This is a genomic window from Lentibacillus halophilus (assembly GCF_055395055.1).
The window spans coordinates 1,499,002-1,514,532 of record NZ_AP043750.1 but is presented as its reverse complement, the minus strand read 5'-3'; the positions used below and the strand labels follow the sequence as shown (position 1 = coordinate 1,514,532).

Below are 15,531 nucleotides of genomic sequence, written 5' to 3'. Positions count from 1 at the left end.
CAAGGATCATTATAGCCGTTATCGTCGAAAAATGCAAGGGTTTTTTTCAATTGCACCCTGAAAACGGAATAAGAACATTAGGCCATTCCAATGTGAAATGTGTGGTTAAGTCCTCGATCGATTAGTATCCGTCAGCTTCACGTGTTGCCACGCTTCCACCCCGGACCTATCTACCTCCTCGTCTTGGAGGGATCTTACTCACTGAACGTGATGGGAAGTTTCATCTTGAGGGGGGCTTCATGCTTAGATGCTTTCAGCACTTATCCTGACCACACGTAGCCACCCAGCCGTGCTCCTGGCGGAACAACTGGTGCACCAGCGGTGTGTCCATCCCGGTCCTCTCGTACTAAGGACAGCGCCTCTCAAACTTCCAGCGCCCACGACGGATAGGGACCGAACTGTCTCACGACGTTCTGAACCCAGCTCGCGTACCGCTTTAATGGGCGAACAGCCCAACCCTTGGGACCGACTACAGCCCCAGGATGCGATGAGCCGACATCGAGGTGCCAAACCTCCCCGTCGATGTGAACTCTTGGGGGAGATAAGCCTGTTATCCCCGGGGTAGCTTTTATCCGTTGAGCGATGGCCCTTCCATGCGGAACCACCGGATCACTAAGCCCGACTTTCGTCCCTGCTCGACGTGTCAGTCTCGCAGTCAAGCTCCCTTATGCCTTTGCACGCTGTGAATGATTTCCAACCATTCGGAGGGAACCTTTGGGCGCCTCCGTTACCTTTTGGGAGGCGACCGCCCCAGTCAAACTGCCTGCCTGACACTGTCTCCGGACCGGATCACGGCCCTGGGTTAGAATGTTCGTACAGCCGGGGTGGTATCCCACGGATGCCTCCACGTAAGCTGGCGCTCACGCTTCGACGGCTCCCACCTATCCTGTACAAGCTGCACCAACATTCAATATCAAGATGCAGTAAAGCTCCACGGGGTCTTTCCGTCCTGTCGCGGGTAATGCGCATCTTCACGCATAGTATAATTTCACCGGGTCTCTCGTTGAGACAGTGCCCAAGTCGTTGCACCTTTCGTGCGGGTCGGAACTTACCCGACAAGGAATTTCGCTACCTTAGGACCGTTATAGTTACGGCCGCCGTTTACTGGGGCTTCGGTTCAACGCTTCGCGCGCCGAGCGCGCTAACGCATCCCCTTAACCTTCCAGCACCGGGCAGGTGTCAGTCCCTATACATCGCCTTTCGGCTTTGCAGAGACCTGTGTTTTTGGTAAACAGTCGCTTGGGCCTGGTCACTGCGGCTCACGTAAGTGAGCACCCCTTCTCCCGAGGTTACGGGGTCATTTTGCCGAGTTCCTTAACGAGAGGTCTCCCGAACACCTTCGGATACTCTCCGTGCCTACCTGTGTCGGTTTGCGGTACGGGCACCTGTGAACTCACTAGAGGCTTTTCTCGGCAGTGTGAAATCCGGAACTTCGGTACTTGATTTCCCTCCCCGTCACAGCTCAGGATGCGTTGAGCGGATTTGCCTGCCCAACACCCTTGCTGCTTGGACGCACACATCCATCGGTGCGCTTTCCGTATCCTTCTGCGTCCCCCCATCGTTCCAACGCTCACGAGGTGGTACAGGATTATCGACCTGTTAGCCATCGCCTACGCCTTTCGGCCTCGGCTTAGGTCCCGACTTACCCTGAGCGGACGAACCTTCCTCAGGAACCCTTAGGCATTCGGTGAAAGAGATTCTCACTCTTTTTTCGCTACTCATACCGGCATTCTCACTTCCAGACGCTCCACCGGTCCTCACGGTCCGACTTCGCAGCACCCGGAACGCTCTCCTACCATTGTTCGCATGAACAATCCGCAGCTTCGGTGATACGTTTAGCCCCGCTACATTATCGGCGCAGCGTCACTCGACCAGTGAGCTATTACGCACTCTTTAAATGATGGCTGCTTCTAAGCCAACATACTGGTTGTCCGGGCAACGCCACATCCTTTTCCACTTAACGTATACTTGGGGACCTTAGCTGGCGGTCTGGGCTGTTTCCCTCTCGACCATGAACCTTATCACCCATGGTCTGACTCCCAAGGTGTTACGTTGCCGGCATTCGGAGTTTGACTGAATTCGGTAACCCGATGAGGGCCCCTCGTTCAATCAGTGCTCTACCTCCGGAACGCATGCCTTGAGGCTAGCCCTAAAGCTATTTCGGAGAGAACCAGCTATCTCCGTGTTCGATTGGCATTTCACCTCTACCCACACCTCATCCCCGCATTTTTCAACATACGTGGGTTCGGGCCTCCTGTCAGTGTTACCTGACCTTCACCCTGGACATGGGTAGATCACACGGTTTCGGGTCTGCGCCCGTATACTTATGCGCCCTGCTTCAGACTCGCTTTCGCTACGGCTCCGTGTTGGCCACTTAACCTTGCATACGAACGCAACTCGCCGGTCCATTCTACAAAAGGTACGCCGTCACCCATTAACGGGCTCCGACTACTTGTAGGCACACGGTTTCAGGGTCTTTTTCACTCCCCTTCCGGGGTGCTTTTCACCTTTCCCTCACGGTACTGGTTCACTATCGGTCACCGGGGAGTATTTAGCCTTGGGAGATGGTCCTCCCAGATTCCGACGGAATTTCTCGTGTTCCGCCGTACTCAGGATCCACTCCGGAGGAAATGGCTTGTCGACTACAGGGCTCTTACCTTCTCCGGCCGGTCATTCCAGACCGTTTCGTCTAAGTCATTTCTTGATGACTCCCATGGAGTGTCCTATCAACCCCGGAAAGCTATCTTTCCGGTTTGGGCTGGTTCCGTTTCGCTCGCCGCTACTCGGGAAATCGCGTTTGCTTTCTTTTCCTCCGGGTACTGAGATGTTTCAGTTCCCCGGGTGTGCCGTGCGCATCCTATGAATTCAGATACGCATGCTGTCCCATTACGGACAGCGGGTTCCCCCATTCGGAAATCCCCGGATCAACGTCTGCTTACGACTCCCCAGGGCATATCGGTGTTGGTCCCGTCCTTCATCGGCTCCCGGTGCCAAGGCATCCACCGTGCGCCCTTGGTCACTTAACCATCGTTTCATTATTAATCATTGAAATGGATGGCTCTTATTCCGTTTTCAAGGTGCAACAACCACCAAAGGTGGCTGATTCATGAGGGTTGCTCCCTCAAAACTGAACCAAACAGCCATGTATGACATCCGTTTTCTCATTCGTCCTTAGAAAGGAGGTGATCCAGCCGCACCTTCCGATACGGCTACCTTGTTACGACTTCACCCCAATCATTGGCCCCACCTTCGGCGGCTGGCTCCAAAATGGTTGCCTCACCGACTTCGGGTGTTGCCAACTCTCGTGGTGTGACGGGCGGTGTGTACAAGGCCCGGGAACGTATTCACCGCGGCATTCTGATCCGCGATTACTAGCGATTCCGGCTTCATACAGGCGAGTTGCAGCCTGCAATCCGAACTGGGAATGGTTTTGTGGGATTGGCTATCACGTCGCCGCTTCGCGTCCCTTTGTTCCATCCATTGTAGCACGTGTGTAGCCCAGGTCATAAGGGGCATGATGATTTGACGTCATCCCCGCCTTCCTCCGGTTTGTCACCGGCAGTCACCTTAGAGTGCCCAACTTAATGCTGGCAACTAAGATTAAGGGTTGCGCTCGTTACGGGACTTAACCCAACATCTCACGACACGAGCTGACGACAACCATGCACCACCTGTCACTCTGTCCCCGAAGGGAACACGGCATCTCTGCCGCTGTCAGAGGATGTCAAGACCTGGTAAGGTTCTTCGCGTTGCTTCGAATTAAACCACATGCTCCACCGCTTGTGCGGGCCCCCGTCAATTCTTTTGAGTTTCAGCCTTGCGGCCGTACTCCCCAGGCGGAGTGCTTAATGCGTTAACTTCAGCACAAAGGGGCGGAAACCCCCTAACACCTAGCACTCAACGTTTACGGCGTGGACTACCAGGGTATCTAATCCTGTTCGCTACCCACGCTTTCGCGCCTCAGCGTCAGTAACAGACCAGAGAGTCGCCTTCGCCACTGGTGTTCCTCCACATCTCTACGCATTTCACCGCTACACGTGGAATTCCACTCTCCTCTTCTGTACTCAAGTCTCCCAGTTTCCAATGACCGCTCGCGGTTGAGCCGCGAGATGTCACATCAGACTTAAAAGACCGCCTGCGCGCCCTTTACGCCCAATAATTCCGGACAACGCTCGCCCCCTACGTATTACCGCGGCTGCTGGCACGTAGTTTGCCGGGGCTTTCTGGTCAGGTACCGTCAAACCATGGCCCTGTTCGAACCACGCCTGTTCTTCCCTGACAACAGAGTTTTACGATCCGAAGACCTTCATCACTCACGCGGCGTTGCTCCGTCAGACTTTCGTCCATTGCGGAAGATTCCCTACTGCTGCCTCCCGTAGGAGTCTGGGCCGTGTCTCAGTCCCAGTGTGGCCGATCACCCTCTCAGGTCGGCTACGCATCGTCGCCTTGGTGAGCTCTTACCTCACCAACTAACTAATGCGCCGCGGGCCCATCCGTAAGTGACAGCACAAAGGCCGTCTTTCAGCCCTCCCCCATGCGGGGAAAGGCATTATCCGGTATTAGCTCACGTTTCCGCAAGTTATCCCGGTCTTTCGGGCAGGTTGCCCACGTGTTACTCACCCGTCCGCCGCTCGTTCCACAGACGCACGCCCCGAAGGGCGATTGTCTGCTTCCCGCGCTCGACTTGCATGTATTAGGCACGCCGCCAGCGTTCGTCCTGAGCCAAGATCAAACTCTCCAAAAAAGTTTGGAATACGACTGACACCGATCAGCCGTTCATTGGCTTCGCTTATTTTGTGGATTTCAAGGGGTAAGCCATCCAGCTGATATACACATCAGCATTCCGACTTCCTGCCTATGACATCCATCTGTCATACTGGCTGTTTTGTTCAGTTTTCAAGGAGCAACGAATGTTTATTTCCTGCCGCCTCTCAAATGGCGACTAAGGAAGTGTACCATCTTCCAAGATTAAAGTCAATAACTTTTTTGTACTTTTTTCGGAAAGAAGTGTGCATCGCCTTTAAAGCGACGCTCACTAATATAACATGGCTCCCTCAATTAAACAAGGGATAATTTTAAATGAATTTTTGTCGGTTCAATTCAAAAGGAATTTTTGCGACAAGATTTAATATACCATGCGTAAAATCATGCGTCAATAACTTTTTTATCGCAAGCACGGTATAGCGAAAAGTGGCCATTCAATACAATATACAGTTGCCATTTATGCTCGGATCACATACGTTTCCAATCATTCATATCTTCACGTTATCCGATATTTTCGCTTGTATACATCGGCAACCTTTGTTTTCCCTTTTTCTGTTTTTAATATATTCTTTTTCGTTAGATAAGACAATATTGCGGTCAAATTCATGGCGTACGGAGCGATTTCCGGATGAGTCTTAAGTTCATCATAAGCCCATGCATCATTTTTTTCATTAATGATATCCAAAAGATGCTTCGCGGAAACCGTTGCTCTTTTACTGATCGCCACATCGGAAGCCAGGATCATCAACTGTATACGCTTCGCAATCGATTCATCGCTTTCCATCAACTCGTCATACAATTTATATATTTCCGGATCGATCCGTTTCACCTGATTCCACAACGTCACTTCCGGATAGTATCCGTTTTCCACCACGGCAAGTCTTGCTAAATAGTGTAGAGTGTGCACCATTCTAATGAAAGCATCCTTATATTGTTCAGATGCATAAAGATCTTTGCCCTCATTGAAGCTTCTTAACAACTTACCAAACTCCATTGTTTTACGTAAATCTCTCTTTTCATATGGAAAACATCTTAGTCGATTTTTTAATGCTTTTATATGATCATCCCGATCGAACACTACCGTGCCAGCAAAAATCCATTCAATTACTTTACGGTTGATGTTTGTATCAATCCATTTATTCAGTGAAAGTTCTGAAATAGTAAACGTGGCCGCTATCTTATCATGCCATTCATAATGTCTTTCATGCCAGTCTTTATCCGGCGTTTTGACAATAACAAGTATGATAACATCAAAATTAGCGGTAATCGGACTGTACGGTTTTGTTTTTTCTATTAAAATAACCCCTAATGTATCGACATGGTTTACGTATTCTTCGTATATCGGTTTGAATAACTTTTCCATTGCTTGATCCTCCATAAACGTGAATACTGTCTATTTCGTTATGATGATGTAAAATCCTTTTTTCCGGATCAAAAAATCCTTTAAAATATGCTATACTACCTTATGAAGGACGTTAAGGAGGTCATAGCAATGGCTGGCAAACTGGCTTATACCAGTAAAATAAACAAAATCCGCTCATTTGCTCTTATTCTGATTTTTGTCGGATTTGCTGTTATGTATGGAGGGATCCTGGCTAAAAAAATCGAATGGCTGATGCTCGCATTATTTTTGCTGGGACTTATGTTCATTTTATTAAGTTGCGTGATTTATTTGTGGATCGGCATGCTATCCACCAGGGCTGTTCCCATTGTATGTCCGAGCTGTGAGAAGCGAACAAAAATGCTCGGTCGTGTTGATGCGTGCATGCATTGCAAACAACCGCTAACCCTTGATAAAGATTTGGAAGGAAAAATATTTGATGAACGATACAACAACCGAAAGTTTCGTAGACAAGCAAAAGCCGACAACGAGGAGTAACAACGTGAATAAGGAAAATAGGATTCGCTCAGGCAACTTTGAACATAACAAAATATTGCTGACCCTGAAGAAAAAATCCAGCCCTGCTTAAAAAGGCTGGATTTTTTGCATGATTACTGTTTCGCTGTAGTAGCATGTTGACAGTTTTCACATTTACCGTAAATTTCCATTCGATGGTGCGTAACATTAAATCCGGTCATCTTCTCCGCGAGAGACTCCACTTCATCCAAGGTCGGATAATGAAAATCCACGATTTTTCCGCACGTTTCACAGATAATATGATAATGCTCGCTTGAATTGTAGTCATAACGGCTTGATGAATCACCATATGTCAACTCTCGGACAAGCCCCGTTTCCCGAAGTACGCGCAAGTTATTGTAAACAGTAGCGACACTCATGTTCGGAAATTTACTTTCAAGGGCTTTATAAATATCATCAGCTGTTGGATGAATCGTTGAATGAAGAAGGTATTCAAGAACCGCATGACGTTGTGGTGTTATACGCACGCCAGATTCCTTAAGTGTATTAATGGCTTCCTGTAATCTTTCGTCAGACACCGTCATGCACCCCACTTTCCCATATATTCGGCGTTTGATAATATTCTTATATTATAATTCTTATAATTAAAGTGTACCTGTATAAGCACTGTTCTGTCAATATACGTATATTATAAATGTGACGATAATATTAACCCACGAAAAATGAGTATTCATCATAAAGGAATAACTACGCCTTGCAATGTCTACAAATCAGCTTTCAAAGGTATTTCGTCAACATTCTGGATTCGATTGATATAGCGGGCGGCAACAAACAAAAAGTCAGACAATCGATTTAAATAAGTCACGACCAATGGATTGACGTTCTCCTGTTCATTTAATGTGATAACTTGACGTTCTGCTCGTCGTATAATGGTTCTTGCTGTATGCAACGCGCTCGACGCTCTATGTCCGGACGGGAGGATGAAGTTGCGCAATGGCGTCAGCTCTTCATCCCATGCATCCATCTGGTCCTCCAACTCCTGAATATGATCGTTCTTCAATTCCCATGTTACGTCTTTATCATCCGGTGTCGCCAATTCAGCACCGACATGAAACAAAATGGTCTGAACCCGGTGCATTTTATTCAAAAAGGCTTCCTTCTCCAACCGATTTTCATCCGAAAGAAAACTGATTGCCAGACCGATCATGGAATTAGCTTCATCACACGTTCCATATGCTTCCACGCGAAGATCATTTTTCGCGACACGTTTGCCTGAAATAAGCGACGTCTGCCCTTTATCACCCTTTTTAGTATAAATGCGCATCATTAATACCCCCTATTGACATCAATCATGTTTACAAAGTTCTGCTGTTTTTCCCGATACCGTTGCAGATTTTCTTCAAATATGGCCAGAGCTCGCTTTTGATAATGCGGTGAGACACCAGATATATGGGGTGTAACCGTCACATTATCCATTTCCCAGAATGAGTGGTCCTCCGGCAATGGTTCCTGGTCAAACACGTCCAGAACGGCATGGGCAATTTCACTTTCCTGAAGTGCTTTCAACATATCTTCTTCAGGAACAGCATCCCCTCGTCCCATGTTCAAAAAGATGACATGATCCGGCATTCGTTGGAACTGTTCATATGTAAAAAAACCTTGTGTCTCCGGGGTGCTGGGCAAAACGGAAACGACAACATCCGCAGTGGACAACAAATCTCCAAGTTGGTCATTCGTGACATTTCGGTCAAAATAATCCACATCCCGGCCGCTTCTTGATACACCATAGACCGACATACGAAATGCTTGAGCCAGACGGGCCACCTCCTGCCCGATCGCTCCTGTGCCTGCAATGACAAGTGTCTTTCCGGCCAATTCATCCATTCGTACGGACCGGTCCCACTTATGTACAGATTCATTCGCCATTATCTGTTCTTGCTGGCGGAGGACCTGCAGCAACATGGACATAGCATATTCAGCCATAGGCACTCCATGGATCCCGCTTGCATTCGTTACAAAGATCCCCCGCTCCTGGATCGCGGCAAGCGGCATGGCTTCTATTCCCGCCGAGAGCACCATTATCCATTGCAGCTGTGCAGCCTCATCAATTAACTCAGCTGTCACATCTTCTCCGTAGGTTACTAAAATGTCTGCTCGGTCTATATTTGGTTTCGCTTCATCCATATTTGTGCAAAAAATAAATGTTTCATCCGGGTAATGCTCGCGAAGTCTCATCCGATGCTTTTCCGAAATTTTTGCCGATGACAAAATAACCATCAGGATCCTCCTCTGCCTTGCAACTATGTCTATCGTAAATGGTTTTGGCTAAGAACGCCATTCATACATAACCCTTTATTACCCTCTGAATAAAAAAGACAGCCCCTGCTGGACTGCCTTTTTTAATTCAGCTGTTTTCACGCAAAAAGTTGAGAGCTTCGTCAACATGGCCGTCCACTTTCACATCACGGAATTCTTTTTGTAATTGGCCTTCCTTATCAATAATAAACGTGGACCGTTCCATGCCGTGAAATTCATTGCCAAAGTTCTCCTTCAACTTCCACACGTCGTAAGCCTTTGCTGCTTGATGATCTTCATCCGCCAGCAGTGTGAACGGCAAATCATGCTTATCGATGAATTTTTGATGGCTTTCTTCCGCATCCGGGCTTACACCGATGATAACCGCATCCAGTTCACTGAACGACTCCTCAGCATCTCGGAAGTCACAGGCTTCATTCGTACAACCCGGGGTCATGTCTTTCGGGTAAAAATAGAGGACAACATGTTTTCCTCTGAAGTCAGATAAACTTACTTTATTTCCATTTTGATCTGGAAGTGTGAAATCCGGTGCTTGTTTGCCTACCTCTGTACTCATTCTAACCCTCCTCAAAAGACTCTGTTTTTTTATTATAGCATATCCGAATGCCTGTCTCCATCTTTATGATTAGACTGCACTAATTTTAAAACGAACGCCGCTGGTAAAATATAGCCGATTAATGCCTGTATCAGTGCGATCAAACGTCCAATACCAACCGGCGCAATGTCACCATACCCGATTGTCAGAAGCGTGACTCCACTGAAATAAACGGAATGAACGAGGGATCCGATGACACTGACTTCCCTCAACTCTCCGTTCTCAACTAACAAAACATGATTCATCGATAACACAAAATAAATGAGCGCAAAACCGACAATGACAATCAAGTAAATAATGAGAAGCGTATAAAAAACCTCTGCTGAAAAGCGGCTGTCACGCATATTGCGGAGCTTTCCACTGTGAATAAAGGCACCTATACTGCCTGCAATAATTATAATAACGGCTATCATCATAATCCACGAAATAATATCCATAATATCCCCCGCCTGTCCATATTCTATGCTTAAACACATTTTAAATTGCTTCCAATTTCAAATTGCGTATGATGCCACTTGTTTCTTATGTTTGATATAGTGGAGTGGTTAGACAGATAGCATGACTTTTCCAACCATTTGATGCATGCGAGGGGAAGTCATGTAGGAGGAGGCATTTTCAATGAATTTTACTACATCAAAAAAGCTGCACAATGAAGCCAAAGACCATATTGTCGGCGGTGTAAACTCCCCATCACGGGCTTACAAAGGTGTTGGAGGCGGCACACCGGTTTACATGAAACAAGGAAAAGGGGCTTATTTTTGGGATGTTGATGGCAATAAGTATATTGATTTTTTGGGTGCGTACGGACCTATCATTACTGGACACGCTCACCCGCATATTGCTGAGGCCATCAGTCACGCAGCATATAACGGTGTTCTGTACGGGACACCGACGAAACTGGAAAACACGTTTGCTAAAATGTTGAAAGAGGCCATCCCGTCCCTGGAAAAAATTCGGTTTGTCAATTCCGGCACAGAAGCTGTCATGACAACGGTTCGGGTCGCTCGTGCTTATACAGGAAGGGATAAGGTCATTAAATTTTCCGGATGCTATCACGGTCATTTTGACTCCGTTCTGGTGGAAGCTGGTTCCGGGCCGGCGACGCTGGGAACACCAGACTCTGCGGGCATTCCTGAGACAGTTGCTGAAAATGTCATCACCATTCCATTCAACGACTTGGCATCGTTCAAACAGGCGATGGAGCACTGGGGCGACCAGATTGCTGCCGTCCTCGTTGAACCACTTGTCGGCAACTTTGGCATCGTGGAGCCAAAAGAAGGATTCCTGGAAGGGATCAACACGGTAGCGCATGATGCCGGGTCTTTAGTTATTTACGATGAAGTCATTACGTCCTTCCGCTTCACTTATGGCAACGCACAGCAGCTATACGGCGTCGAGCCGGACATGACAGCAATGGGTAAAATTATTGGCGGCGGGCTGCCGATTGGTGCTTATGGTGGTCGGGCGGACATCATGGAGCACGTCGCCCCGCTCGGTGCAGCCTATCAAGCAGGAACCATGTCCGGGAATCCTGCATCCATTGCGGCTGGTATCGCCTGTCTGGAAGTACTCCAGGAAGATGGCGTTTACGACGAACTTGATCGGCTTGGTGAGCGCTTGGAAAACGGTCTATTGGATAAAGCATCCGAGTCAAAGATTCCTGTTTCCATAAATAGGAAATGTGGAGCGTTGACCGTTTATTTCGGTGATGAAACGGTTGAAAATTACGAACAGGCTGACGCCAGTAACGGTGAAGCCTTTTCACAATTTTTCCATCTAATGCTGGAGCAGGGGATCAATCTGGCTCCTTCTAAATTTGAGGCGTGGTTTCTTACGACCGAACATACCGAAAGCGATATTGATCAGACGATTGAAGCAGCTGGGAAAGCATTCAGGGCCATGGCAAAAAGATAAACGTAACATCGTCAATGCGTTACAACAAGAAAAATCCGAACTGATTCAAGACGAATCATCGTTCGGATTTTTTGATTTCATACATTTGTCTTGTGTGTCCTTATCATTGGTCATCCAAATTCTGAACCTGATACAAATTATAATAATGACCTTTTTGGCCCATCAATTCCGAATGAGAGCCCATTTCCTTGATTTCACCTTCTTCAATGACGACAATCCGGTCAGCATGGGTGATCGTTGCCAGCCGGTGTGCCACAATAAAGGTCGTCCGGTCCGAGGCAAGCCGCTCGAGAGCTTCCTGGATAATATGCTCACTTTCCAGATCAAGGGCGGATGTTGCCTCATCAAAAATCAAAATTGGCGGATTTTTCAAGAACACGCGGGCAATCGCAATACGCTGTTTCTGACCACCGGAGAGCTTGACTCCACGTTCGCCAACCTGTGTGTCATAGCCATCCTGAAGCTCTTTGATAAACGTATGCGCATTGGCTGCTTTTGCTGCAGTGACAACGTCATCATCGGTTGCATCAGGATTCCCCATGCGGATATTCATAGCAATTGATTCACTAAAAAGGATGTTGTCTTGTAAAACCATCCCAACATTGTTACGCAACGAACGTGCCTGCACGTCACGAATATCGGTTCCATCCACTTTAATGGAGCCGCTGCTCACATCATAAAATCGGGGAATCAGGCTCACAAGTGTTGATTTCCCACCGCCACTGATACCGACGAAGGCTATCGTTTCACCGCTCTTAATATGAAGGGATATATCTTTTAATACATCAGCATCTTCGTCTTCGTACTTAAATGATACATGATCCACATCAATTTGACCTTCAACCGTGTCAAGCTTTTCAGCATTCGGTTTATCGACAATATCATACGATTCATTCATTAAGTCAAAGACACGATCAATTGAGGCCACGGATTGTGTCAATACCGTGGACGAACTAATCAACCTGCGAAGCGGACTATACACCCTTTCCATAAAGAGGACGAATGCACTCATGTCACCAACGGAGATATGTCCGTTGATCACTTGATACCCGCCGAACGCGATTACTAATAATGGCGCCAAATCGGTAATCGTGTTCATAACTGCGAATGTCTTTGCGTTCCAATCGGTATGATTTAATGCTTTTTGCAGGAAATTTTCATTTCGTGAATCGAATTGATCCTGTTCATAATCTTCAAGTGCAAAGCTTCTCGTCACTGGAATGCCCTGCACACGTTCATGCAAATGCCCTTGTACTTCAGCCAGTGACTGGGAGCGTTCTCGTGTCAGACGCCTGAGTTTTCCGTAAAAAAACTTGACCGAAAAGCCGTAAAATGGAAACAAAATAATGGCGACAATGGTTAGACTAACATCCATTGTAAGCATGATACCGACAGCAATCAAAATTGTGATCATATCCAGCCAAACATTCATTAGTCCAGTTACGACAAATGTTTTCGTTTGTTCGACATCATGTATTACCCGGGAAATAATTTCGCCGGTTTTTGTCTGAGAATAGAACCTGAGACTCAATTTTTGTATGTGGTCAAACAGTTTATCCCTGATGTCATAAAGGATTGTGTTACCTATCCATTGCGCCAAATATTGTCGAAAGTATTCAACCGGCGGACGTACGATAATAAATATAACAAACGCTCCGCCCATGAGCCAGAACAATTGTTCTAGCTTAGCTGCATCCGTCATATTTTCCGCATTGATAATGTTGTCAATAACATATCTCAAAATGAGCGGCATAAGAAGGGGAATGCCAAACTTTACAATACCAACGAGAACGGTAATCAAAATCTTCCACTTATAGGGCCATACAAACTGCAAATATTGTTTAATATTGCTCATACACGTCAATTCCTTACATCTATGGTTAAAACCTTGCTGCCATCGTAACTAGGCCATTCATGCATTATAAGTCCTTAATCAATGTTGTTCAATCAATTGAACTCATCAACGGTAGGTTAAATATCGTTCATACCATTGATCGATGAAATCGGGATCAAATGGCCCATGCCGTTGCCGGATCCACCGTAATAAATGGTCAACATTTCGTTTAAGAATGCGATCCAGGACAACGGGATAATTCATTTGCTCCTTATGTTCAGCATACTCATCCTCATCCAATAAATCGAACGTCATGTCCGGATACACTTTGACATCAAGGTCATAATCAATGTATTTCAATGCTTCGGTATCATAAACAAAAGGGGAGCTGATATTGCAATAATAATAAACGCCGTCTGTTCGCAACATACCGATCACGTTAAACCAATAATTCGAGTGAAAATAACAAATAGCAGGTTCTCTCGTTATCCATGAGCGCCCATCACCCTCTCGTACGGTTGTCTTGTCATTAGCCCCAATGACAACCATATCTGTACTTTTTAATACAAGCGTCTGTTCCCAAACTCGATGCAATTGACCATTATGCTTATAGCTATGTATCTGTATTGTTTCTCCTGCGTGAGGTCCGTCCATCCATATCGCTCCTTCATTCCGTTCCATTGCTATGCCCTATTATACGTTTCATGCAACATATAAGAAAGAGATATGAAAAAAGAGCTCCCTGAAAAGGAAGCTCTAAAAATTTGGGGGGTGGCTGCGTTATTTTTTCTTCTGCTGAGATTGTTGATTTTGTTTCTTTACTTCCTGTACGTCCGTCTCGGAAGCAAATTCAGTACCGTACTGGCTTTGTCCTTGTTGTGCTTTTTGATTCTGCTTTTTTACTTGCTGTACGTTTGTGCCAGAAACCGTTTTGTTTGGCTGTTGATTTTGAGCCATTTGTATCACCTCCACGTCCATTAATTTGCCCGTAACTGAACGTACTATCCGTCAATCATATTGTTAAAATTAACTGTCGGAGGAATCAGATGGAATCGAATGAACAACCGAATCGCCGCATATAATATAAAAAATTTTGGACAGGCTCCTGGTTCCTACATTAATCCATATATGCCATCATTTTTTGATGTGGTACAGGAATCGGGTAGTCACTCAGCGCTTGATGGCTGATAAATTGAATCCGTTTATCTGCTGTTTGCAAATCGCCTGTTGAAGCCGTGTACGCTTCCATCTGCCAAATACGATGCGAGAACACATGACTCTGTGCCCCTTTTTTCCTATGCAGTGTCAAGTCCATACCATACTCCATACGGAACCATTGCTCAATATGATCATATCCAACATCATTCATCGGTACCATGGGAAATTGCCACATGTTGGCAAGCAATCCATGATCGGGGCGCTTTTCAATCACATATTCACCATTGCCATTTTGAATAAGAAGCACAACATAAGGAATGGTTTTCTTGCTTTTTTGTTTGGATTTGACAGGCAATTCGTGTTGGGTGCCTGCATGAAAGCTGCGACAATACTCCTGCACCGGGCAGAACATGCACAACGGTTCTTTCGGTGTGCATACAAGGGCTCCCAGTTCCATCATTCCTTGGTTAAAGGACGATGGATCCTCGTGAGAAATAAGGGGTTCGACATATTGTTCCATTTTCTTTTTGGTTCCTGATTTGGCTATATTATCGTCCAGATTAAGGATGCGTGCCAAAACACGCATGACATTTCCGTCCACAGCAGGTATGGGTTGATGAAATGCAATCGACAAAATAGCTCCTTTTGTGTATGGTCCAATACCTTGCAGCGATCCCAATTCTTTCGGATCATCTGGAACTCTGCCATTATAATTTGTGACAATATCACGAACAGCGTTTTGCAGATGACGGGCACGGGAATAATATCCCAGACCTTCCCACGTTTTTAACACATCCTGTTGGTCCGCCTCTGCTAAATCCTGGACCGTCGGATATTTCGACATAAACCGTTGAAAATAAGGAATAACGGTATCGACTTGAGTCTGCTGCAACATAATTTCTGAAACCCAAATCTTATATGGATCCCTGTCTGCATGCCACGGCAGATCCCGTTTATTGGCGCGATACCATTCAATCAATGCTTTTTGAAAACCGGATATGTTAAAATATAGTAAAGTTTTATCAGTCATTTTGATACATCCTCTATGTTACAATTAAAATATTCCTTGACCAAGGGGATGAAAAGAATCCC

Annotated in this window: 12 protein-coding genes and 2 rRNA genes; 2 read left to right on the top strand and 12 right to left on the bottom strand. The window is 46.3% G+C overall.

Going from position 1 to position 15,531, the window contains the following annotated elements:
• Positions 1–101: 101 nt before the first annotated feature.
• The 3 genes from ACZ5Q7_RS07345 to ACZ5Q7_RS07335 form a co-directional block, all read right to left on the bottom strand.
• A 23S ribosomal RNA gene (locus ACZ5Q7_RS07345) occupies positions 102–3,026 on the bottom strand.
• 149 nt (positions 3,027–3,175) lie between these two features.
• Positions 3,176–4,744: ribosomal RNA gene (locus ACZ5Q7_RS07340) — 16S ribosomal RNA — on the bottom strand.
• Together the 16S and 23S rRNA genes form the textbook arrangement of a ribosomal RNA operon.
• Positions 4,745–5,260: 516 nt before the next feature.
• Positions 5,261–6,127, bottom strand: a complete 867-nt coding sequence (locus ACZ5Q7_RS07335) for a nucleotidyltransferase-like protein (RefSeq protein WP_343752482.1) — start codon at positions 6,125–6,127, stop codon at positions 5,261–5,263.
• Between the two features lie 129 nt (positions 6,128–6,256).
• Between ACZ5Q7_RS07335 and ACZ5Q7_RS07330 the strand changes: the two genes are divergently transcribed.
• Positions 6,257–6,643, top strand: a complete 387-nt coding sequence (locus tag ACZ5Q7_RS07330) for a DUF2614 family zinc ribbon-containing protein (RefSeq protein WP_343752483.1) — start codon at positions 6,257–6,259, stop codon at positions 6,641–6,643.
• A 113-nt stretch (positions 6,644–6,756) separates the two neighbouring features.
• On the opposite strand, the gene perR is transcribed toward ACZ5Q7_RS07330, so the two are convergent.
• From perR to ACZ5Q7_RS07305, 5 genes are all read right to left on the bottom strand, one after another.
• The gene (gene perR, locus ACZ5Q7_RS07325) at positions 6,757–7,206 is read right to left on the bottom strand and encodes a peroxide-responsive transcriptional repressor PerR (protein WP_425542369.1); all 450 of its coding nucleotides are present in this window, start codon (positions 7,204–7,206) and stop codon (positions 6,757–6,759) included.
• A 179-nt stretch (positions 7,207–7,385) separates the two neighbouring features.
• Positions 7,386–7,946, bottom strand: a complete 561-nt coding sequence (locus ACZ5Q7_RS07320) for a cob(I)yrinic acid a,c-diamide adenosyltransferase (RefSeq protein WP_343752485.1) — start codon at positions 7,944–7,946, stop codon at positions 7,386–7,388.
• Between the two features lie 2 nt (positions 7,947–7,948).
• On the bottom strand, positions 7,949–8,899 hold the full coding sequence (locus tag ACZ5Q7_RS07315; protein WP_343752486.1) for a D-2-hydroxyacid dehydrogenase: 951 nt from the start codon (positions 8,897–8,899) through the stop codon (positions 7,949–7,951).
• Between the two features lie 127 nt (positions 8,900–9,026).
• On the bottom strand, positions 9,027–9,494 hold the full coding sequence (gene bcp, locus ACZ5Q7_RS07310; RefSeq protein ID WP_343752487.1) for a thioredoxin-dependent thiol peroxidase: 468 nt from the start codon (positions 9,492–9,494) through the stop codon (positions 9,027–9,029).
• 32 nt (positions 9,495–9,526) lie between these two features.
• Positions 9,527–9,970 carry a potassium channel family protein gene (locus tag ACZ5Q7_RS07305; RefSeq protein WP_464432682.1) on the bottom strand — a complete coding sequence of 148 codons (444 nt, stop codon included), beginning with the start codon at positions 9,968–9,970 and terminating at the stop codon, positions 9,527–9,529.
• A 181-nt stretch (positions 9,971–10,151) separates the two neighbouring features.
• On the opposite strand from ACZ5Q7_RS07305, the gene ACZ5Q7_RS07300 reads away from it, so the two are divergent.
• Positions 10,152–11,447 (top strand): glutamate-1-semialdehyde 2,1-aminomutase, encoded by a 1,296-nt coding sequence (locus tag ACZ5Q7_RS07300; RefSeq protein ID WP_343752490.1) that lies wholly within the window; start codon positions 10,152–10,154, stop codon positions 11,445–11,447.
• A 103-nt stretch (positions 11,448–11,550) separates the two neighbouring features.
• Here ACZ5Q7_RS07300 and ACZ5Q7_RS07295 read toward each other — a convergent pair whose 3' ends face one another.
• The 4 genes from ACZ5Q7_RS07295 to mutY all read right to left on the bottom strand — a co-directional run bounded on the left by ACZ5Q7_RS07295 (position 11,551) and on the right by mutY (position 15,469).
• A complete protein-coding gene (locus ACZ5Q7_RS07295; RefSeq protein ID WP_343752491.1) occupies positions 11,551–13,302 on the bottom strand; it encodes an ABC transporter ATP-binding protein in 1,752 nt (583 codons plus the stop codon).
• 105 nt (positions 13,303–13,407) lie between these two features.
• Positions 13,408–13,935, bottom strand: coding sequence for a nucleoside tri-diphosphate phosphatase (ntdP, locus tag ACZ5Q7_RS07290; protein ID WP_343752492.1), 528 nt, complete (start codon positions 13,933–13,935; stop codon positions 13,408–13,410).
• A gap of 126 nt (positions 13,936–14,061) precedes the next feature.
• Positions 14,062–14,238 carry a gamma-type small acid-soluble spore protein gene (locus tag ACZ5Q7_RS07285; RefSeq protein WP_343752493.1) on the bottom strand — a complete coding sequence of 59 codons (177 nt, stop codon included), beginning with the start codon at positions 14,236–14,238 and terminating at the stop codon, positions 14,062–14,064.
• 160 nt (positions 14,239–14,398) lie between these two features.
• Positions 14,399–15,469 carry an A/G-specific adenine glycosylase gene (gene mutY, locus ACZ5Q7_RS07280; RefSeq protein ID WP_343752494.1) on the bottom strand — a complete coding sequence of 357 codons (1,071 nt, stop codon included), beginning with the start codon at positions 15,467–15,469 and terminating at the stop codon, positions 14,399–14,401.
• Between the last annotated feature and the right edge of the window lie 62 nt (positions 15,470–15,531).

Excerpts from the sequence above, each read along its gene's own strand:
- ACZ5Q7_RS07335 (WP_343752482.1), bottom strand. The coding sequence starts at position 6,127 with ATGGAAAAGTTATTCAAACCGATATACGAAGAATACGTAAACCATGTC.
- ACZ5Q7_RS07330 (WP_343752483.1), top strand. The coding sequence starts at position 6,257 with ATGGCTGGCAAACTGGCTTATACCAGTAAAATAAACAAAATCCGCTCA.
- perR (WP_425542369.1), bottom strand. The coding sequence starts at position 7,206 with ATGACGGTGTCTGACGAAAGATTACAGGAAGCCATTAATACACTTAAG.
- ACZ5Q7_RS07320 (WP_343752485.1), bottom strand. The coding sequence starts at position 7,946 with ATGCGCATTTATACTAAAAAGGGTGATAAAGGGCAGACGTCGCTTATT.
- ACZ5Q7_RS07315 (WP_343752486.1), bottom strand. The coding sequence starts at position 8,899 with ATGGTTATTTTGTCATCGGCAAAAATTTCGGAAAAGCATCGGATGAGA.
- bcp (WP_343752487.1), bottom strand. The coding sequence starts at position 9,494 with ATGAGTACAGAGGTAGGCAAACAAGCACCGGATTTCACACTTCCAGAT.
- ACZ5Q7_RS07305 (WP_464432682.1), bottom strand. The coding sequence starts at position 9,970 with ATGGATATTATTTCGTGGATTATGATGATAGCCGTTATTATAATTATT.
- ACZ5Q7_RS07300 (WP_343752490.1), top strand. The coding sequence starts at position 10,152 with ATGAATTTTACTACATCAAAAAAGCTGCACAATGAAGCCAAAGACCAT.
- ACZ5Q7_RS07295 (WP_343752491.1), bottom strand. The coding sequence starts at position 13,302 with ATGAGCAATATTAAACAATATTTGCAGTTTGTATGGCCCTATAAGTGG.
- ntdP (WP_343752492.1), bottom strand. The coding sequence starts at position 13,935 with ATGGACGGACCTCACGCAGGAGAAACAATACAGATACATAGCTATAAG.
- ACZ5Q7_RS07285 (WP_343752493.1), bottom strand. The coding sequence starts at position 14,238 with ATGGCTCAAAATCAACAGCCAAACAAAACGGTTTCTGGCACAAACGTA.
- mutY (WP_343752494.1), bottom strand. The coding sequence starts at position 15,469 with ATGACTGATAAAACTTTACTATATTTTAACATATCCGGTTTTCAAAAA.